Genomic DNA, 19,478 nt, shown 5'->3' with positions numbered 1-19,478 from the left:
CCAGTCGTGCCGGATGGTCGAGCGTGAGCGGGCCAGTCGTACCGGATGGTCGGGCGTGAGCGGGCCAGTCGTGCCGCCAGTCGTGCCAGTGCGCGTTGTGAACGGTCCCTTGCTGCGGCCCGATCGCGACTGCCGGCCGGAGCGAACGGTCCTGTCGCTCAGCGAACGGTCCTTTCGTGCGGCTGGCTGTGTGCGAGTGGCCAGTAGCGCCGGGTGACCGCTGCGACCGTTCCCTTCATGCGATCCGCCGTGCGCGAACGGGCCAGTCATCAATGCTGCCCGGCCCGAACGGTCCCGCCGTGGAAATCGCCGCGCGAGCAGCGCAGTCGCGCGGCCGGAGCGAACGGTCCCATCGCGCGCCCAACCATGCGCGACCAGTCCGATCGTGCCGCCCCACCGGAGCGAATGGTCCCATCGCGCAACCCGCCATGCGCGACCAGCCCGGTCGTCGTCGGCCCGCCGGCGCGAACGGGTCCCATCGCGCGCCCAACCATGCGCGACCAGTCCGATCGTGCCGCCCCACCGGAGCGAATGGTCCCTTCGCGCGACCGGTTGCGAGTGAGCGGGCCAGTCGTGACCGGCCGGCCGGAGCGAACGGGTCCCATCGCACGGCCCGGCATGCGCGAGCGGTCTAGTCATGGCCGGCCAGCCGGAGCGAACGGTCCCATCGCACGGCCCGGCATGCGCGAGCGGTCTAGTCATGGCCGGCCAGCCGGAGCGAACGGTCCCATCGCACGACCCGTCATGCGCGAGCGGTCCAGTCGTCGTCGGCCCGCCGGCGCCAACGGTCCCATCGTGCGCCCGGCCGCGCGCGAGCGGTCCGGTCGTGCCGCCCCGCCGGCGCGAACGGTCCCTTCGCGCGACCGGTTGCGAGTGAGCGGGCCAGTCGTCCCGGCTGACCGGCGCGAACGGTCCCGTCGTGGAGTCGCTGCGCGAGTGGGCCAGTTGCGCCAGCCGGAGCGAACGTCCCCTCGCGCGACCCGCGCGGTGCGCGGGGGATTTTCGTGACAGCCAATCGGTGCGAATGGTCCCGTCGCGGGCGAGCGCCGGGGTGGGGCGGAGGGATCAGTCGCGCCGGGTGGGGGGCGACACGCGCTAGCGGCGTATGGCGGAATATCGGCCACGCGCTAGACAGCCCGATACGGTGGCAGAGTGGACCCCATCCGCAACCCGTTCGCGCCCGGGGCTGGGCAGCGGCCGCCCGAGTTGGCGGGGCGGGAGCGTGAGCTGAGGGCGTTCGAGGTGGTCTTGGAGCGCGTCGCGAGGGGGCGGCCGGAGCGGAGTCTGGTGTTGACCGGGCTGCGGGGCGTGGGGAAGACCGTGCTGCTCGGCGAACTGCGGTCCATGGCGGTGCGGCACGGGTGGGGCGCGGGAAAGATCGAGGCGCGGCCGGATGCCGAGCTGCGGCGCCCGCTGTCCGCGGCGTTGCACCGGGCGATCCGGGACCTGGCGGTGCGGCACAGGGCGCCGGACCGGGTCGAAGAGGTGCTGGGGGTGCTCAAGGCGTTCGCGTTGAAGGCGAACAAGGCGGACGCCAAGATGCGAGACCGGTGGCAGCCGGGGATCGACGCGCCCGCCGCGCAGGGGCGGGCCGATTCCGGGGACATCGAGATCGACCTGGTGGAACTGTTGACGGACGTCGCGGAGCTGGCGGCGGACGTGGGGACCGGGGTGGCGCTGTTCATCGACGAGATCCAGGATCTGCAGGCCGACGACGTGTCCGCGTTGTGCGCCGCGTGTCATGAGCTGTCGCAGTCCGGGGCGCCGCTCGTGGTGGTCGGGGCGGGCCTGCCGCACGTGCCGGCTGTCTTGTCCGCGTCGAAGTCGTACTCGGAACGGCTGTTCCGCTACGCGCGCATCGACCGGCTCAGCCGCGAGGACGCCGACTTCGCCGTGATGGCGCCGATCGAACGCGAAGAAGCCGGCATCGAACCCGAGGCGCTCGACGCGCTGTTCGACGCGTCCGGCGGTTACCCCTACTTCATCCAGGCCTACGGCAAAGCCGCGTGGGACGCCGCGCCCGCGGACCCGATCACGGTCAAGGACGTGCAGGTTGCGGCGCCCGAGGCGGAGTCGGAGCTGGCCGTGGGGTTCTTCGGCTCGCGCTACGAGCGCGCGACGCCCGCCGAGCGCGAGTACCTGCTCGCGATGGCCGAGCTGACCCAGGGCCGCGACGAAGCCGCCGGCACCGCCGACGTGGCCGTCTACCTGGGGCGCAAACCCTCGTCGCTGTCGCCGGCGCGCGACAGCCTGATGAAGAAGGGCCTGGTCTACTCCGCCGAACGCGGGCTGATCGCCTTCACGGTGCCCCACTTCGGGCACTACCTGCTCGGCCGCGACTGAGCCGGCTTCTTCCGATCGCTACGGCTCTATGCGGCTGCCTAGCACTGTCTAGCACCAGAACTAGAGATCAGTAGACGACGCTAGGGCGTTACTGGTTAGTGACCGGCAACACGCAATCCGTCCGGCATGGCCCCGGCCTACGCCGATGATTCATCGGCCAGTAAGCCACATCACCGGAGAATCGTTGGCGACCTCCGCGAAAAAGGCGCATACTAGAGACACAGCCACCGAAGATCTCAAAGGGGATGCAGAACACCATGAGCAACATCGCCGCAAAGCTCCGTGCTCGTCGCGCCGAGGCTCGCACTCGCCGGGCACTGAACCGGGCGATCGACACCGCGGCCACCTCGACGGTCCGCCAGGAGCTCATCGCCCTCGCGCAGGCGCGTCAGCCGTTCATGCGCTGACTCAGCCGCAACTGGTTAGTGTGTCACTCACCAAGGTGATCTAGAACACACCAAGGCGTGGGTGTAACGCCGCTCGACGCGGCATCGATACCCACTACGACCCCGTGATGCTGGCGGACCCCCGACCTGGCAGCATCACGGGGTTTCCATATGTCTGGACCTTTTGTCTGTTTCCACAAAACCCTTGCTTCGAGCGGCTTGTCGCGCGATGCTTGACTGCGTCAATGAGTTTGTTGAGGTGGTCAATGAACGACTTGCACTTGGCCGAACGCGTCGCGACCGTCCGCGCCTTCAACCGCCTGTACACCGGGGTGATCGGCGTCCTCGACGAAGGACCGGCCGACGCGGAGTACTCGCTGAGCGAAGCGCGGGTGCTGTTCGAAGTCGCCCAACAACCCGAGCTTCACGTGGGTGACCTGCGGAAACGGCTTGATCTCGACGCCGGCTACGCCAGTAGGCTGCTCAGCCGGCTCGAAAGCCGGGGCCTGCTCCTGCGGGAACGCAGCGGCGAGGATGCCCGTCGCCAGATCGTGCGCCTGACCGACGCCGGCCGCGTCGCGTTCGCCGATCTCGACAGCCGTTCGGTCCGCCAGATCGGCGGCCTGCTCGAACGGTTCCCCGACGAGGACCAGCGCCGGCTGCTCGGCGCGATGGGGACCATCACGGCGCTCGTCGGTGAACGGGAGCCGGACCGCACGCTCGTCTTGCGCGCCCCGCGGCCGGGGGACCTCGGCTGGGTGGTGCACCGGCACGGCACGCTGTACGCCCGCGAGTACGGCCTCGACGAACGCTTTGAAGCGCTGGTCGCCCGCGTGGTCGCCGACTTCGCCGACCACCGCGACGACCCGCGCCAGGCCGCCTGGATCGCCGAACTCGGCGGCGAACGCGTCGGCAGCATCTTCTGCACCCCCGGCCACGACGAGCACACGGCCAAGCTGCGGCTCCTGCTGCTCGAACCCGCCGCACGTGGCCACGGCGTCGGCAAGCGGCTGGTGCACGAATGCGTCGAGTTCGCCCGCCACCGCGGGTACCGGCAGATGGAGCTGTGGACACTCGCGATGCTCGACGCGGCGCGCGGCATCTACCGGCGCGCCGGCTTCGAGCTCGTCAGCACCGAACCGACCGACGCGTTCGGCCCGCTCGTGACCGGCGAGACCTGGCGGATGGAGTTGTAGGTGTTCGCCGTCTACTGCGCCGTCTGCGACCGCCGCACGCTGCTGGGGGTCGACGAGGTCGAGTGGGTCGAAAACCTCACGCGCGGCGTGATCTCCGTGTCCGGCCACTGCCCGCACGGCCACGACGTGGTGATCCTTACCGGCGACGCGTTCACCCCGCACGAGGATCCGCGTTACTTCGGCCCGGCGCCGCGGGTGTGGACGAAGCCGATCACCAAGCTGCGCGCGTGGCTGCGCAGGCACTTCGAACTGAGCCGCGACCTGCCCAGCCCGTTCTACCGCTTCTGACGACCCATCAGGAAGAACTCCGGGTTCGGCTTCAGCGCCGTGAGGTGCGCGAGCCGGTTGGACATCGCGAAGAGCGCCGTGATCGCGCCGACGTCCCAGATCTCGTCCTCGGTCAGCCCCGCGTCGCGCGCCGCCTCGAGGTCGGCTTCGCCGAACAGCGCCGAATCCTGCGCCAGCGCCAGAGCGAGGTCGACGATCGCCCGGCCGCGCTCGTCGAGCTCCACCTGCCACGGGTTCGCCGCGACCTGGTCGGACAGCTCGGGGTCCTTCGACCGGATCCGCAGGATCGCGCCGTGCGCGACGATGCAGTACGTGCAGTGGTTCGCGCCCGACGTCGCGACCACGACCAATTCACGCTCGGCCTTCGTCAGTCCGCCCTCGCGCTCCATCACCGCGTCGTGGTAGTCGAGGAACGCCCGCAGCTCCGCCGGCCGGTGGCCGAGCGCCCGGAAGATGTTCGGCGTGAAACCGGATTTCTCCGCGATCACGCCGACGCGCTCGCGCAGGTCTTCGGGCAGGTCTTCCACTTCCGTCACCGGGAACCGGCTCACCGCGTCGCTCATGGGCCCACGCTAACGCGAACCAGGCCACCCGCGGCACCGCCCGTTCACCCGGGTGGAGTTTGCTGACGACGTGAACTGGACGGCGTACGTGGACGGTTATTGCGAACGCCTCGCGCCCGGGCTGTGGGGCGAGCCGCTGAACGACGTCACCAACCTGGCTTTCCTCGTCTCCGCCGCGGCCGTGTGGTGGCGGGCGGACGGCCGGCGCACCGGACGGGCCCTGGCGGTGCTCGTCGGGCTGGTGTTCCTGGCCAGCACGGTGTTCCACCTGACCGCGACGCGCTGGGGCGGGGCCGCGGACTCCGGCTTCATCCTCGTGTTCGTCCTCTACTTCGCGGCGAAGTTCCCGCGCGTGTTCCTCGGCGTGCGGATGAAGTGGTCGTGGCTCGCCGCGCCCGCGTTCGTCGTGCTGACGGTCGCGATGGCCGCGCTCGGCGACAGCCTGTACCTGCCCGCACTCGTGGGGCTCGCGGTGTTCACGGCCGTGCTTGCGTACGCGCGCGACCCGTACTGGCCGCACTTCGCCGTGGCGGGCGCGGTGTTCGCGTTGTCGCTGGCGTTCCGCAGCATCGACGGAGTCGTGTGCGGTGTTTTCCCCAGCGGCACGCACTTCCTGTGGCACCTGCTCAACGCGCTCGTCCTCTACGTGGTGTCGAACGCGATGATCAGCAAGGAAAAGGCCCCCTCGCCGACGCCGGCGAAGGGGCCTTCCACTGTGGACCGAGCAGCTGCGGACTGAAACTGCCTCAGGACTCAGTGCACCCCGATGGGCCGCAGGTCCTTGTCGTGCTCGTCGGCGTGGTAGTCCTCCGGCTCCGTCTCGTCCGTGCCGGAGTTCCACTTCGCGGCGTGCGCGATCGCCGAGACGACCACGGCGACCACGATGTTCGCGATCAGCGCGACGAAACCGGGGTAGATCTGCACAGTCGCGAGACCGGTGCCGGCGAACGGGTGCCAGCCGAAGATCGACAGGTTGCCCATCGCCAGCGCCGAGCCGCCGAAGTGCAGCTTCCCGTTGGCAGGGTTGGGGATCCCGTACAGCATGATCAGGCCCCAGCCCATGCCCACGACCCAGCCGGCGATGAGGCCGGCCTTGTGCAGCCACCGCGTGTACAGCGCGAGCGCGACCGCCGGCAGCGTCTGCAGGATCAGCACACCGCCGATGAGCTGCAGGTCGATGGAGAACTGCGGGTCGATCAGGATGATCACCAGCACCGCGCCCAGCTTCACGATCAGCGACGCGAGCTTGGCCTGCTTCGCTTCCTGCTGCGGGGTGGCGTTCTTGCGGATGTACTCCTTGTAGATGTTGCGCGTCCACAGGTTCGCCGCGGCGATCGACATGATCGCGGCGGGCACCAGGGCGCCGATACCGATCGCGGCGAACGCGATGCCGGCGAACCAGTGCGCGAACTGCGAGTCGAACAGCAGCGGGACGATCGTGTTCCCGTCGGCCTTGCCGGTGGCGGCGTTCGTCAGCGGCTTCACGCCCGCGCTGATCGCGACGTACCCGAGCAGCGCGAGCAGGCCGAGCACCAGCGAGTACGCCGGCAGCGCGACCATGTTGCGCTTGATCACGTTGCGGCCGCGCGAGGCGAGCACGCTCGTGAGCGAGTGCGGGTACAGGAACAGCGCCAGCGCCGAACCGAGGGCGAGGGTGGCGTACTGCAGCTGGTTGCTCGACGTCAGCAGGATCGACCCCGCGGGCTTGCCGGTGGTCGGGCTCGGCGTGCTCAGCTTCGTCGCTGCCTGGTTGAAGATGTGGTCCCAGCCGCCGAGCTTCGTGGGCAGGTAGACGATCGCCACGATGATCACGATGTAGATCAGGATGTCCTTGACGAACGCGATCAGCGCGGGTGCACGCAGGCCCGACTGGTACGTGTACAGCGCCAGGATCAGGAACGCGACCAGCAGCGGCAGGTGCCCGACGATCCCGGAGCCGTTGATGCCCATCGTGCGCAGCACGGCCTCGAGGCCGACGAGCTGCAGCGCGATGTACGGCATGGTGGCGACGATGCCGGTGATCGCGATCAGGAACGCGAGCGTCGGCGAACCGAAGCGGCCACGGACGAAGTCGGCCGGCGTCACGTAGCCGCGCGAACGGCTGACGGACCACATGCGCAGCGCCGGCAGCAGGACGATCGGGTAGACGACGATCGTGTAGGGCAGCGCATACATGCCGAGCGCGCCGGCGCTGAACACCAGTGCGGGCACCGCGACGAACGTGTACGCCGTGTACAGGTCACCGCCGAGCAGGAACCACGTGATCCACGCGCCGAACTTGCGGCCGCCGAGGCCCCATTCGTCGAGGTGGTCGAGCGTCGTGCCGGCCTTCCACCGCGAAGCGACGAAACCGAGAACCGTGACCAGGGCGAAGAGGACGATGAAGATCGTCAGCTGGACCCACTGGATCGTCATCGGGCCTCACCTTCGTCGAGGTCGTCCACGCCGAGCCGGTCGGGCTCTTCGGTGGTCGGCTTCTTCCGCGTCGCCCAGTAGACGATGCCTGTGCACAACACGCCGGCGACGACGAACACGAGCTGGAACCAATAGAAGAACGGCATTCCGAAGAGTCGGGGACCGTCGGAATTGAACAACGGCGTGACCAGGATCAACAGCGGGAGGATGAGCAACAGGTTCCAAGCACTGAACTGGAACCCGCGCACCCTCCCGTCCTGTTTGCTTGCGGACATCGGGACCTCACCTAACACTCACGTAACACGCGACCGCATGACCCTAGAACTTCCCCAACCGGACCGACACGCAAACCCGGTATCGATTTGGTCAGCGCAGGTCAGCGGCTTGCCAACCGGCCCGGTAACGGGTTTCCGGGCACTTCACGCCACTGTGGACGTGACGTGCTCCTCCCGTCACTGGGAGTGGGCCAAGGTTGTGGACAACCCAGTGGACGGCGTGCTGTGCGGGACTTCTGGGGCTCCTGGGTGTTGATCTACGGGCTGTGGCAGGCGATCCGCGAGCGCCCAAGTGTTGTGGTCCGGGCCGGGCGGCGGCGCGTCCACACCTTGTGCACAGACTTGTCCACAGGCCGTGGACAACTTTCGACTAGACTGCTGGGCATGGTTCGCGTCCCGTTGACCGACGAAGAGCGCTCGCGCGGCGAGCGGCTCGGCTTGGCCCTGCGCGCCGCTCGCGCGGGCCGCAGCATGGTCGACGTCGCCGCCGAGGCCGGCATTTCCGTGGAAACGCTGCGAAAGATCGAGACCGGCCGGATCCCGACGCCGGCGTTCTTCACCGTCGCCGCGATCGCGGACGCGGTAGGGGTTCCGCTGAACGTTTTGCGGACCGCGTGCGAGCCGGAGAATCGTGAAGAGCTTCCAGGGGAGCTGTCGCAGGCCAGCTGATCAGCCGCGCAGTCCGCTGAGGATGTGCTCGCGGTCGTTGAGGAACGCGCAGGCCCGCACCGGGACGTCGAACGAGTTCAGGAGCTTTCCGAAGTCCGACAGTTCGTCGTGGTTCAACGCGACCTCGCCGACGGTGAGGTGAGCCGCGAGGCTGTCGGCGAGTTCTTCCCACTCGCCGGACCACTGCAGGGTGCGGTAGTGGGCGAGGTCGTCCGGCGGCAGGCGGTCGGACAGCAGGGTGAGCAGGCTGTCGGAGAAGTAGCTGATGCGGTTGCCCGACCGGTCGGCCACGGTCGGGTTCGCGGGATCGCGCGCGGTGTCCGGGTTGCGGACCACGCCGGGACCGGCGACCGGGTATCCCGTGTGGACGAAGCCGTCAGCGTCGACGAGGACGACCACTTGGACCCCGTAGCGTTCGCCGACGCAGCGCCAGCGGCCGTTGTACTGCCGGCGGCGGGGTTCGCTCGGGTCGTTGGCGACGTCCTTGATGACCGAGATGATCTTGTCGTCGCTCCACCCGGGCGGGAATTCGCTGGTTGCCCGGCGGCCGGTGCCTGGAGCGTGCCCACCGCCCACGTCAGCTCCTCTCGTCGAGTCGGTGGGAGCCTAACCTGAAAGTAGCTGGTCAGCTCAGCAACGAGAGGGCCAGGATGCCGAGCACGAGGAGGTCCGGACCGCGGAAGAGCTGGCGGGCGAGGTTCGCCGGCAGCGGACCGGCCGGGGTGTCGACAAAACCGGCGCTGCTGTAGTCCACGGGTTTGCGGGTGACCGTGCGCAACACCGCCAGCACGGCGAGCGCGACAGTCACCCACGACAGCGCGGAAACCGCCGTGCCGAGGGCGGCGAGCGCGGCCGCGAGCAGCACGGACCAGACGAGAGCGACGCCCGCAAGCACCGCGCCGTGGGCGATCACGAGCTCGGAATCCGCCGAGCCGAGCCACCTGCGGCGGCCGGGATTGCGCCACAGCACACCGAGTCCCGCGCCGAACGGGGTGAGCGCGACGTAACCGCCCAGGCCGACGAGCACCGAGCCCGGCAACGTCGGCACCGCGACGTGCCCCACCGCCACGGCGAGCGCGACGAGCAGCAGCATGCCCGCGTACCGCGACCGCCCGGCGACGCCCGCGAGGGCCAGCCGCAGCGGCGTCGGCCGGCGCAGCGACCACGAACCCGACGGCGCGGCCTCCGGCAGCATCATCATCGGGTCGAGGAACGTGACGGCGACCGACCGCAGGACCCGCGCGTTCCAGCCGTCGAGCAGCACCGCGCGGCCGGCGCGCGTCACGGGCTCACCACCGAACGACAGGGCGACGGCGCACAGCAGGATGGCGCCGCCCGCGTACTGCACGGCCTGCGGGTCGAGGCGCGCGGCCGCGATCGCGACCCCGAGGACGGCCAGCAGCAGGGGCCCGGCGGCGTCGACGCGCAAGGTCGTTCGCCGCGCCGTGGTGAACACGAGAACGGCGCTGCTCGCGACCAGGGCGAGCGCCGCGCGCCACAGGTCCAGCGAACTGCCGCCGACGGCGAGCATCAGCCCCGCCAGGTACGCGACGACCACCACGAACCCGGTCAGGCCACCCGCCAGCCGCGCCGCCACCACCCGCCGCCGGTCGACGCGGGCGTAGTCCATCCACGTGAGTTCCGCGGGTTCGGCCCACACGAAGCCGCGCCGGAGCAGGCTGCGCCAACCGACCGCGCAGCACAACGTGGTGAGGCCCAGTACCGCCGGGTAGTCCACAGGGGACGGTCCGAAGAGGACTCGGTGCCACGCGTCGGTGCGGAAGAACGCCGTGAAGAGGAACCCGACGCCGAAGACGAGCACGAAGGTGGCGCTGTCGCCGCTGAAGATGCCGCCGAAGCGCTTGCGCCCGGGCACCCGCTGGCGGACTGCGAGGGTCACCACGGCGCGACCTCACGGACGGCAGCGCCCACCGACGGGAAACCGGTGCGGCGGCGGGAAAGGCGGCCCCCGGCCGAGTGGTGGGTCACCACAGTTCGAGGACGCTGTCGGCCGCGTCGAGGAGCGGGGGGTGGTGCGTGGCGACCACGACGGCGGCACCGGCCGACGTGGAGCGGGCGATGAGGTCGACGAGCCAGTCCTTGCCCGCGGTGTCGAGGGCGCGTTCGGGTTCGTCGAGGAGCAGGACCTTGTGCGGGCGAGCCGTGACGCCGAGCAGCAGCAACCGCCGGCGCTGGCCGGCGGAGAAGTGGCCGGCGGTGACGCGCGCGCGGTCGGCGAGCCCGGCGTCGGCGAGCAGCTGCTCGAAGTCGCCGAGGTCCTCGTCGAAGGAGCCGGCCAGCAACTCCAGGTGCTGCAACGGCGTGAGTTCGGCGAAGAAGTCGGAGTCGTCGAAGAGCACGGAGACCTTGCGGCGGAACGCGACGCTGCGCTCGTCGGGCTTGTCGCCGTCGATGCGCACGCGGCCGCGCTGGGGTTCCTGCATGCCGTACAGGCAGCGCAGCAGGGTGGACTTGCCGACGCCGTTCGGGCCGACCAGCACGGCGCACTCGCCCGGGTCCACGGAGAAGTCGAGGTCGTCCAGCAACCACAGGTCGCCGGCTTTGACGCCGAGGCCGCGCGCGTCGATCATCGGCCGCGGAGGAGGTCGACGACGGGGGCCAGCGCTGCCATGGTGGGCTCCAGAATCGTGTAGTACGAAATGCCGAACCGGGCTCGGTGGGCCACGAGCTGCTCGGCGATCTCCGCCGGGGTGCCGATCAACGCCGTCGGGGCGGCGGCCAGTTCGTCGCGGGAAAGGGCGCCCCGCACCAGCTCGTGCAGCTCGGCCAGCCCGCGCGAGCGGTCGTCGGTCACGTGCACGAAGTGGCACAGCAGGTTGAACTCCACGGGCCGGTCACCGACCAGGCTCGCGGCGAAGCGAGTGCGCTCGAAGATCTCGTCCGGCGAAGCGGGCGCGAGCGGTGCACCGTCGGGCACGCGCGCGGTGCCGGTGAACGCGATGACGTCGGCGTGCTCCGCCGCCAGCGTCAGCATCCGGTCGCCGCGACCGCCGATCAGCAGCGGCGGCACGCCCGAGAACGGGCGGGGTTCGTACGCCGGGTCCGCGTAGAGCCGCCGCAGCTCCTTCACGGTGCGTGCCAGGTGGTCGACCCGCTCGCCTCCGGTCGGGAACCCCAGGCCCGCCTCCTCGAATTCCGCCTTCACGTATCCCGCGCCGAGCCCCAGCTCGAGGCGCCCGGACACGAACTGGTCGGTGCCCGCGACGTCACGGGCGAGCAGCGCCGGGGTGTAGAACGGCGCGTTGAGGACGAAAGTGTTCAGCCGCACCCGCTCCGTGACCGCGCCGGCGAGCACGAGCGCCGGGAACGGCGGCGCCATGCCGAGGTGGTCGGCCACGCTCAGCACGTCGTAGCCCAGTTCTTCCACGCGACGGCACTTCGCCACCCACTCCTCGCGCGTGCCCGGCAGCACCAGGTTCACGCCGAAGCGGAACGGCTTCTCCCCCGGGGACGACATGGCTTCACGCTACCGGCCGGGTCAGACGATCTCCGGGCCGCCGCAGTACAAAGGGGACGTTCGCACCACAGCGGTACGAACGTCCCCTTCGGACAGACTCAGTGGCAGGCTCAGCTCAGGCGCTGCGCCAGCGCGTCCAGCTCGTCGCGCAACGACGACGGGACGTGGTCACCGATCTTGTCGAACCACTCCTGGATCAGCGGCAGCTCTTCGCGCCACTCCTCGGCGTCGACCCGCAGTGCGGCCTGGATGTCGGAAGCCGGCTCGGTCAGGCCCTCGGTGTCGAGGTCCTCGGCGCGCGGTACGAAGCCGATCGGCGTCTCGACCGCGTTGCCGCGACCCTCGACCCGCTCGACGACCCACTTCAGCACGCGCGAGTTCTCGCCGAAGCCCGGCCACAGGAAACGGCCGTCGTCGCCGCGGCGGAACCAGTTGACGTAGAAGATCTTCGGCAGCTTGTTCGCGTCGGCGTTCTTGCCCAGCGTCAGCCAGTGCTTGAAGTAGTCACCGGCGTGGTAGCCGAGGAACGGCAGCATCGCCATCGGGTCGCGGCGCACGTTGCCCACCGCGCCGGCCGCGGCCGCCGTCGTCTCCGACGACATCGTGGCGCCCATGAACACGCCGTGCTGCCAGTCGCGGGCCTCGTTGACCAGCGGCACCGTCGTCTTGCGGCGACCGCCGAACAGGATCGCCGAGATCGGCACGCCCTTCGGGTCGTCCCACTCCGGCGCGAGGATCGGGCACTGCGACATCGGCGTGCAGTAGCGCGAGTTCGGGTGGGCGGCCTTCTCCTCGGAGGCGGGCGTCCAGTCCTGGTGCTTCCACGACGTGGCGTGCTCGGGCGTGTTCTCCATGCCCTCCCACCAGATGTCACCGTCGTCGGTCAGGGCGACGTTGGTGAACACGGTATTGCCCTTTTCGATGGTGCGCATCGCGTTCGGGTTGGTGTGCCAGTCGGTGCCGGGCGCGACGCCGAAGAAGCCGAACTCCGGGTTCACGGCGTAGAGGCGGCCGTCCTCACCGAAGCGCATCCACGCGATGTCGTCGCCGAGGGTCTCGGCGCGCCAGCCCGGGATGGTCGGCTGCAGCATCGCGAGGTTGGTCTTGCCGCAGGCGCTCGGGAACGCCGCCGCTACGTAGTGGACCTTGTCCTCGGGCGAGATCAGCTTGAGGATCAGCATGTGCTCGGCGAGCCAGCCTTCGTCGCGCGCCATGACCGACGCGATGCGCAGCGAGTAGCACTTCTTGCCCAGCAAGGAGTTGCCGCCGTAGCCCGAGCCGTAGCTCCAGATCGCGCGCTCTTCGGGGAAGTGCGAGATGTACTTGGTTTCGTTGCAGGGCCAGGCGACGTCCTGCTGGCCCGGCTCGAGCGGCGCACCCACGGAGTGCAGCGCCGGTACGAACTCGCGCTCGGTGCCGTCGGGAGCGATGAACTTGTCCATCGCCGCCTTGCCCGCGCGGGTCATCACGCGCATCGACGCGACGACGTACGCGAAGTCGGTGATCTCCAGGCCCAGCTTCGGGTTCTCGTCACCGAGGGGACCCATGCAGAACGGGATCACGTACATCGTGCGGCCACGCATGCACCCGCGGTACAGCTCGGTCATCGTGGCCTTCATCTCGGCGGGCGCGACCCAGTTGTTCGTCGGGCCGGCGTCCTGCTCCCGCTCGGAACAGATGAAGGTGCGGTCCTCTACGCGAGCGACGTCGCCCGGGTCGGAAGTGGCCCAGTAGGAGTTCGGCTTCGCCTTCAGCTTCACGAAGGTGCCGGCCTCGACCAGTTCGTCGTTGATCCTGGCGGCCTCTTCGTCGGACCCGTCGACCCACACCACGCGGTCCGGGGTGGTCAGCTCGGCGACCTCCCGGACCCAGGACAGCACGCCACTGTGCGTCGTCGGCGCTTTGTCCAGTCCGGGGATGGCGACTGCGGTCATCTCTACTCCTGACTTCCGACGACAAATAAGCCCACACTCCGAACGTCGGTGTTCGGGTGCGGGCCTCGTTGCCGGCGACCGAATGGCTTCGCACACCGGCGGCGGACCGGTGTGCGGATTTTGGGATTCCCTGACTGTAGCCGGATGACCGGCAGGTAACCGAGAGCTGACCTGTCGGTTCTCTCACAAGAACGATAAGGGAATCGATTCAGTTGTCACCGGATCGGTCCATTGCCGGAAATCCTTTCGAGGCCGGGTGCGCATTTCGGGCATTGATCACCGCCCCGCGGAAACGGCAACGGGCCCGGCGCGTGCCGAGCCCGTTGTGACGTGAGTTACAAATGAGTCAGTTGGGACTGATCCATTGTCCGGTTCCGGTGTCGATCTTCGCGACGCCGGACAGCAGTTGCGTACCGTCTCCGCCCCAGGCCACGTCGCTCGCCGGGTCGGGAGCGCGGACGCCGCTGCCGGCGCCCGCGGTTTCGGTCCACTCGCCGTGACCGGTGTGCTCGTAGGTGGTGGTGCTGCCGTCGGCGCCGATCTCCACCGCGACATCGGCCTCGCCGTCGCCGTCGGCGTCGGTCAGCGCGAGGGTGCCGCCGTCCTTGGTCTCCACAACAGCGGTGTCGTTGTGGCCGTCGTGGTCGGTGTCGATCGTCGCGACGCCGGCGTCGACCTCACCGTCGGGGAGGTCGGCGTGGATGTGGCCGGTCGTGGAGTCGTCCTGGGAGGGGGAGTCGGTGCCGCCCGGGTGGCCCGCGCCGGACTCGACCCACGCGCCGGTCGACTCGTCGTAAACAGCCTGGTCGACGACGTGGCCGGAAGCGTCCAGCACGACGTAGTGATCGGCGACGCCGTCACCGTCGGTGTCCATGAAACTCTGGCCGGTGCCGTCGTCGTGCTCAACGATCGCCGTGTCGCCGACCCCGTCCTGGTCGGTGTCGTAGTTGACTTCAGCCTGGTAGTCCTGGCCCTCGACGTGGACCGTCATGGCCTCGGGTCCGCCGGCGTCCGTCTCGGCGCCGCCACTCTCGTCGACCCACATGGGAAAAGCCCCCTTTTAGGACCGGTACCACCGGCTGCGTCGTGCTGTCGATCGGTATGACTCACGTTAGGCCGGTTCGGTTCCCGTCCACAAGCTGATCACCGACCGCACTCGTCACCGGTCACGCAGCGTCCGGATGCGCGCGAGCAGCGATTCCGCGCGCGCGTGGCCGTCGGTGACGTCCTTCAGGCGCTTCGAGACAATCGCGATGGTCTTCGCGCGCTCCTGCGCCCCCATCTTGATCGTGCGGTCGACGTCCTTCAGCTCGGCCTCGATCGCCTCGATGCGGCGGCTCAGGGCGTCGTCGAGCGCCATCGAGAGCTGTTGCTCGGCCTCGATGAGCTGCTCGGCCACGAGCTGGTCGAGGGTGGAGCGCGCGTCGGCGATGGCCTCGACCAGCCACTGCTTCATGTGCTGCTTGTCGGCCGCGTGCTTGCGGGTGCGCGCCATCCACCAGCCGGCGCCGAGGCCGATGACGATCGTCGCGGGCAGCACGACCGGGTTCAGGATCGCGACGCCGGCCAGGGGGAGCGCGGCGATCTTGCCCGCACCGACGCCACCCGAGATGCCCATGAACACGAGTAGCTTGTCCTCGGCCGTCGGCGGTTTCTTGTCCGGTGGGCGCAGCACGACGGGCGGCCCGCCGGCCCGCGCGAACTGGGCGCGGATCACGTCGAGCTCCGCACGCGAGAACAGCTCGGCCAGCGCCACGTTCGTCACGTGGTTCAGCCGCTGCGACAGCAGCATCGAAATCCGCTGCGACGTCGTCTGCAACGCGATGTCCACCTGCTGCGGCAGCGCCGTCAGCTGGTCGCGCTTCGCCGCGTCGATGAGCTGGCGGAAGTGCGTCTGCGCGTCGCGCATTTCGCGGCTGCTCTCGTGGCCCACCTCCACGCGCGTGCGCTGGATCTCGCCGCGCAACTTGAGCTGCCAGCCACGGGTGGACGTGCGGCGCTCGGCCTGCAGGTGATCGCGGCGGTCGCGCAGCCGCTCGGCCTCGGCTTCACCCGCCGACAGCGCCCGGCTCTCGGCCTGCAGCTTCGCTTTGATCGCGCCGAGCGCGCTCGACAGCGCGCGCAACGTGTTGGCCTCGGCCAGCATCAGCGAGCGGCCGACCAGCATCTCCTGCAGCGCGACCTGCACCGCCGCGATCCCCGACTTCTCCCGGAGCATCGCCGCGACCTGCTCGTTCGGCGCTTTCGCGGCCGTCTCGAAGACCCGTGCCGACACGGGGTGGAACACGGCGCCGGCGAAGCGCGGCGCGTGCTGGGCCAGCAGCTGCCGGTCGGCTTCGAGGATCTCGCGCCAGCCGCGGAACACGTCGGTCTTGGCCAGCACGAACAGCACCGTCTCGACGCGGTCGGCGACGTCGCGCAGGAACTGCAGCTCGGTGGAGGTGAACGGCGCCGACGCGTCGAGCACGAACAGCAATGCCGTCGCACTCGCCGCGGCTTCGCGAGCCAGCTCGCCGTGGAGGGAGTCGAGGCCGCCGACGCCGGGGGTGTCGACGAGCGTCACCCGCTCCAGCAGCGGCACCGGGCCGGCGACCTCGACGTAGCGCGGCGGCAGCTGGCCCGGCGGCAGCTCGCGCGCGGCCGACACCCAGTCGGCCAGCCGGGCAAGCTCGATCGGCACGGGCGCGAGCCGAGTCGGGTAACAGGCCTGCGCGCCCCACTGTTCGGCGTGCTCGAAGACGAGGTAGGTGGCTGTGGCGACGTCGGCGTCCACAGGGGATAGTCCCGGCGTCGCGAGCAGCGCGTTGACCAGCGAGCTCTTGCCGCGGTTGGTCTCGCCGACCACCACGACCGACGGTTTGGCCGGCCGCGTGCGGCGGAGGTCCTCGACCCACTTGGCGGCCTGCGGGTCGTTGTCCCGCACGACGGTGAGCAGCTGCTCGCGCGCGGCCTGGACCTGGGCGGGGAGGCTCGGGGAGGTCACAGCACTCGTTTCGCGTAGACGGTGACGACGGGCGCGCGCAGCAGCCGGTCGTGATCGGCGAACCCGGTCACCTCGGTCTCGCAGACCACGCCGTCGAGCGCCGGGTCGTCGGTCGCCACGGCTGCTCCGGCCTCGTGGAGCGCCGGGTCGAAGCGCTGACCGTCGGGGCGCAGGGCGGTGACCCCGATGCCGGCGAGCCCGTGCTCGAGCCGCTGGACCACGCCGCCGCTGCGGGCGCGGTCCAGCGCGTAGAGACAGAGCTGGATGAGCGCCTCGCGGTCGGCCAGCGCGCGCTCGAGATCGCCAGGGGCAGCTACGACGTCCACACCGCCGTTCGACGCCGGGTGATCATCGCCGGTTCCCGAGTTGTCCGCCTCGTCGATGACCCGCGCGATCTGCCCGGTCGCGTCGTCGTCCGCGGTCCGGTGGCGGAACCACGCCACGCGCCTCACCCCCTGCCCGTTCTACGACCAGTCTGGAGCACGGCCTCGCCCGCCGGAGGCGGAACACCCCGAACCGGACCCGGGCGGGTGGCCACGCCGAAGGTGCACGCCCAGGGGCAAACGCTTGCGCAGGCTCAGGCGAGCTCGCGGATCACCGACCGCATCGCCCGTTCCAGGGCCGGGACGTCCTCGGCGAAGCGGGACGACACGAGGATCTGGTCCTCGGCCGTGGGCAGCCAGACGCGGCCGGCCACGGAGATCTCGATGACCGAGAGCCGGAAGGGGCGGGCGCGGCGGCCGAGGTGCACTTCGGTCTCGCGCACGAGCTGGCCCAGGCGGTCGCCGGCGACGATCTGGCGGCGGTAGAAGCCCGGGGCGGCGCCGACCACGGCGCCTACAACCGGGCGCCGGGCTTCGGCGAAGTGGCGGGCGGCTGCCGGGGTGAAGTGCTGGATGGCGAGGTCGATCGCCGAGCCGTCGCCGGGTGCGGGCCGGCCGAAGCGGCTGCGTGGCGCCCGGACGCCCGATTCGCCGCGGATGCGGAGGAATGCGAGGAGGTCGGTCCACCAATCGGCCCACTGCGCCTGCACGGCCGCGCGGTCGATCGCGGGCGGCACGCGCACGGGCACGGCGGGCTCGACGGGCGGCAGCACCTGGCCGTCGGCGACGGACAGCGCCAGTACGTCCCGGAGGTAGAGCGCGAAGTCGATCTGCTGCTCGCTCCCCCAGGACGCCCGCCACGAGGTGGTGTTCTCCAGCCGCACGAAATCCACCCTACGCGTGCGCGGCGGCGCTCCGCGGAGTTTCTCAGGGCTCGCGGATCTGTTGCCAGATCAGGAAATAGGCGCGGTGCACGACGTGGGCCACCCGGCTCTGCGCCGGCGTCGCGCCGAACGACGCGAACGAACGCCACCAGCCGGCGCGCTCCAGCGCGTGGGCCGCGAGGTCGGGCCGCGCGGCGCCGGACAGCCCGAGCTGCGCGCCGAGATCCGCGTTGCTGCCGACCCGCAGCACCTCTTCGGCGAGGTCCTCGGGCAGGTCGACGGCGCCGGACGCCACGAGCGTCAACGCCTCCAGCAGCCGCAGCTGGTGCGCTTCCGGTTTGGCGAGCAGCACCTCGATGGCGTCGTGGACGCGTCGGCGCTCGGCCGGATCACCCGACGCGTGGGCGAGCGCGGTCACCGAAGCGAGCGCCGCCGCGGCCTTGATCCCGTCGGCCCGCGCGGCGAAGACGACCGCGAGCCGCCGGCGCACCGCGTCGAGACCCGACGCGTCGAGCAGCACCCGCCGCAGCGCGCCCGCCGTGATCGCGGGTTCGGCGCGGATCGCTTCGACGGCGCGGCGGACGCCGTACAGGTCGAGCTTCTCCAGCAGCCGCAACCGCACGCCGGCGGGCACGTCGCAGTCCCAGCTGGTGAAGATGTCGGCCGCGATGAGCATGGTCTCGAGCACGTCGTCGTCGAGACCGGCGAGCTGGTGCAGCACCTCGGCGTCGGCCGCGGTGAAGCCGCCCGACTCGGCCGACTCGGCGATCAGGCCGATCACCGGCAGCACGTCGGCGACGCGCGGTTTGAGCGTGCTCGCCTGCTTCTCCGCGAGCAGCTTCGCGGCCTGCCAGATGTCCCCGTCCGACCCCTCGACCGTCTCGGCGACGATCGTGTCCGCCTTGTTCAGCACGGCGATCGCGTTGACCGGTCCGGCCTCGCGGCTCGCCGTGGCGGCGGTGAACGCGGCGAGCACCTGCTGGTCGTCGGCGCGCACACCCTGCGTCACGACGTACAGCACCGCCTCCGCGCCGGCGACGGCGTTGCGCGAGGTGTCGTCGAGTTCGTCCGAACCATCCGGGCCGGTCTGCCTCGCCGCCCCCAGCAGCTCCTCGGTCCGTGACACCGACGCGGCGTCGAGCGAGCCCAGCCCCGGGGTGTCGATCACCGTCATGCCCTCGAGCACGGCGTTGGTCAAGTACGCCTCGAGGTGCGAAACCTTCGCGGTGTCCACACCCAGCTCGGCCGGGATCGACCCGTCGGCCGCGAACGGCAGCACCTGCTTCGTGCCGTCGCGGAACACCACCTCGACTCGGTCGACCGTGCCGTACTGGAAGCGCGTGACGAGCCGCGTGCACTCGCCCACGTCGGTGGGCGCGACCCGGCGCCCGATCAGCGCGTTGACCAGCGTGGACTTGCCCGACTTAATCCGCCCGGCCACGGCCACCTGCAGCGGCGCGCCCAGCCGGCGCACGACCTCGCCGAACCCGGCGGCGGTGCGCGGGGAGACCTGCGAGGCCAGCCGGTGGCACAGGTTGACCACCGACCTCGACAGCGGGCCCGCGAGCCGCCCCTGCTCCGCCGCTGCCGTCACGGCCCCGGCCCCCTCTCGTCCGCACGTGCCCGCCGGGAAATCGTGCCACGCCGCTTCGCCGGAAGTGCGACCGACAGTGCTACCCGAGGATGACGCGACGCCCCCGACCGGCGACTTAACCTGAACGGGTGCGACGGCTGAGTCTCT

Annotated in this window: 19 protein-coding genes; 6 read left to right on the top strand and 13 right to left on the bottom strand. The window is 70.3% G+C overall.

Annotated features, from left to right (window positions below; translation table 11 throughout):
* Window positions 1-1,152: 1,152 nt before the first annotated feature.
* The 4 genes from I6J71_RS45215 (at window position 1,153) to I6J71_RS45200 (ending at window position 4,213) form a co-directional block, all read left to right on the top strand.
* Window positions 1,153-2,343, top strand: a complete 1,191-nt coding sequence (locus I6J71_RS45215; RefSeq protein WP_204092465.1) for an ATP-binding protein — start codon at window positions 1,153-1,155, stop codon at window positions 2,341-2,343.
* A 257-nt stretch (window positions 2,344-2,600) separates the two neighbouring features.
* Window positions 2,601-2,750: a hypothetical protein gene (locus tag I6J71_RS45210; RefSeq protein WP_162836041.1), complete on the top strand. Its 150-nt coding sequence runs from the start codon at window positions 2,601-2,603 to the stop codon at window positions 2,748-2,750.
* A 245-nt stretch (window positions 2,751-2,995) separates the two neighbouring features.
* Window positions 2,996-3,925, top strand: a complete 930-nt coding sequence (locus I6J71_RS45205; protein ID WP_204092464.1) for a helix-turn-helix domain-containing GNAT family N-acetyltransferase — start codon at window positions 2,996-2,998, stop codon at window positions 3,923-3,925.
* The gene (locus tag I6J71_RS45200; protein ID WP_204092463.1) at window positions 3,926-4,213 is read left to right on the top strand and encodes a hypothetical protein; all 288 of its coding nucleotides are present in this window, start codon (window positions 3,926-3,928) and stop codon (window positions 4,211-4,213) included.
* Here I6J71_RS45200 and I6J71_RS45195 read toward each other — a convergent pair.
* The gene (locus tag I6J71_RS45195; protein ID WP_204092462.1) at window positions 4,201-4,776 is read right to left on the bottom strand and encodes a peroxidase-related enzyme; all 576 of its coding nucleotides are present in this window, start codon (window positions 4,774-4,776) and stop codon (window positions 4,201-4,203) included. The genes I6J71_RS45200 and I6J71_RS45195 overlap by 13 nt on opposite strands.
* 70 nt (window positions 4,777-4,846) lie before the next feature.
* On the opposite strand from I6J71_RS45195, the gene I6J71_RS45190 reads away from it, so the two are divergent.
* The gene (locus tag I6J71_RS45190) at window positions 4,847-5,515 is read left to right on the top strand and encodes a hypothetical protein (protein ID WP_204097579.1); all 669 of its coding nucleotides are present in this window, start codon (window positions 4,847-4,849) and stop codon (window positions 5,513-5,515) included.
* A gap of 14 nt (window positions 5,516-5,529) precedes the next feature.
* On the opposite strand, the gene mctP is transcribed toward I6J71_RS45190, so the two are convergent.
* On the bottom strand, window positions 5,530-7,191 hold the full coding sequence (gene mctP / locus I6J71_RS45185) for a monocarboxylate uptake permease MctP (protein ID WP_204092461.1): 1,662 nt from the start codon (window positions 7,189-7,191) through the stop codon (window positions 5,530-5,532).
* Window positions 7,188-7,466: a DUF3311 domain-containing protein gene (locus I6J71_RS45180; RefSeq protein WP_204092460.1), complete on the bottom strand. Its 279-nt coding sequence runs from the start codon at window positions 7,464-7,466 to the stop codon at window positions 7,188-7,190. Before I6J71_RS45180 ends, mctP begins: the two co-directional genes overlap by 4 nt.
* Window positions 7,467-7,850: 384 nt before the next feature.
* On the opposite strand from I6J71_RS45180, the gene I6J71_RS45175 reads away from it, so the two are divergent.
* Window positions 7,851-8,135: a helix-turn-helix domain-containing protein gene (locus I6J71_RS45175; RefSeq protein ID WP_204097578.1), complete on the top strand. Its 285-nt coding sequence runs from the start codon at window positions 7,851-7,853 to the stop codon at window positions 8,133-8,135.
* Here I6J71_RS45175 and I6J71_RS45170 read toward each other — a convergent pair whose 3' ends face one another.
* The 10 genes from I6J71_RS45170 to I6J71_RS45125 all read right to left on the bottom strand — a co-directional run bounded on the left by I6J71_RS45170 (window position 8,136) and on the right by I6J71_RS45125 (window position 19,331).
* Window positions 8,136-8,711 carry an EndoU domain-containing protein gene (locus I6J71_RS45170; RefSeq protein ID WP_204092459.1) on the bottom strand — a complete coding sequence of 192 codons (576 nt, stop codon included), beginning with the start codon at window positions 8,709-8,711 and terminating at the stop codon, window positions 8,136-8,138.
* Window positions 8,712-8,760: 49 nt separating this feature from the next.
* Window positions 8,761-10,038: a DUF6297 family protein gene (locus I6J71_RS45165; RefSeq protein ID WP_204092458.1), complete on the bottom strand. Its 1,278-nt coding sequence runs from the start codon at window positions 10,036-10,038 to the stop codon at window positions 8,761-8,763.
* Between the two features lie 82 nt (window positions 10,039-10,120).
* Window positions 10,121-10,726 (bottom strand): ABC transporter ATP-binding protein, encoded by a 606-nt coding sequence (locus I6J71_RS45160; protein ID WP_204092457.1) that lies wholly within the window; start codon window positions 10,724-10,726, stop codon window positions 10,121-10,123.
* Window positions 10,723-11,613 (bottom strand): TIGR03621 family F420-dependent LLM class oxidoreductase, encoded by an 891-nt coding sequence (locus I6J71_RS45155; protein WP_204092456.1) that lies wholly within the window; start codon window positions 11,611-11,613, stop codon window positions 10,723-10,725. Before I6J71_RS45155 ends, I6J71_RS45160 begins: the two co-directional genes overlap by 4 nt.
* Before the next feature lie 110 nt (window positions 11,614-11,723).
* Window positions 11,724-13,547: a phosphoenolpyruvate carboxykinase (GTP) gene (locus I6J71_RS45150; RefSeq protein WP_204092455.1), complete on the bottom strand. Its 1,824-nt coding sequence runs from the start codon at window positions 13,545-13,547 to the stop codon at window positions 11,724-11,726.
* Window positions 13,548-13,893: 346 nt separating this feature from the next.
* On the bottom strand, window positions 13,894-14,592 hold the full coding sequence (locus tag I6J71_RS45145; RefSeq protein WP_204092454.1) for a hypothetical protein: 699 nt from the start codon (window positions 14,590-14,592) through the stop codon (window positions 13,894-13,896).
* A 114-nt stretch (window positions 14,593-14,706) separates the two neighbouring features.
* Window positions 14,707-16,530, bottom strand: coding sequence for a dynamin family protein (locus I6J71_RS45140; protein ID WP_204092453.1), 1,824 nt, complete (start codon window positions 16,528-16,530; stop codon window positions 14,707-14,709).
* On the bottom strand, window positions 16,527-16,973 hold the full coding sequence (locus tag I6J71_RS45135) for a nucleotide exchange factor GrpE (protein WP_204092452.1): 447 nt from the start codon (window positions 16,971-16,973) through the stop codon (window positions 16,527-16,529). The genes I6J71_RS45140 and I6J71_RS45135 overlap by 4 nt, the downstream gene beginning before the upstream one ends.
* Window positions 16,974-17,107: 134 nt before the next feature.
* Complete coding sequence (locus tag I6J71_RS45130; protein ID WP_204092451.1) at window positions 17,108-17,737, bottom strand: hypothetical protein; 630 nt, start codon at window positions 17,735-17,737, stop codon at window positions 17,108-17,110.
* 43 nt (window positions 17,738-17,780) lie between these two features.
* A complete protein-coding gene (locus I6J71_RS45125) occupies window positions 17,781-19,331 on the bottom strand; it encodes a dynamin family protein (RefSeq protein WP_204092450.1) in 1,551 nt (516 codons plus the stop codon).
* Window positions 19,332-19,478 lie beyond the last annotated feature (147 nt).

Origin of the sequence: Amycolatopsis sp. FDAARGOS 1241 (assembly GCF_016889705.1) — a bacterium.
Lineage (GTDB): Bacteria > Actinomycetota > Actinomycetes > Mycobacteriales > Pseudonocardiaceae > Amycolatopsis.
This window is presented reverse-complemented; position numbering and strand designations above follow the sequence as displayed.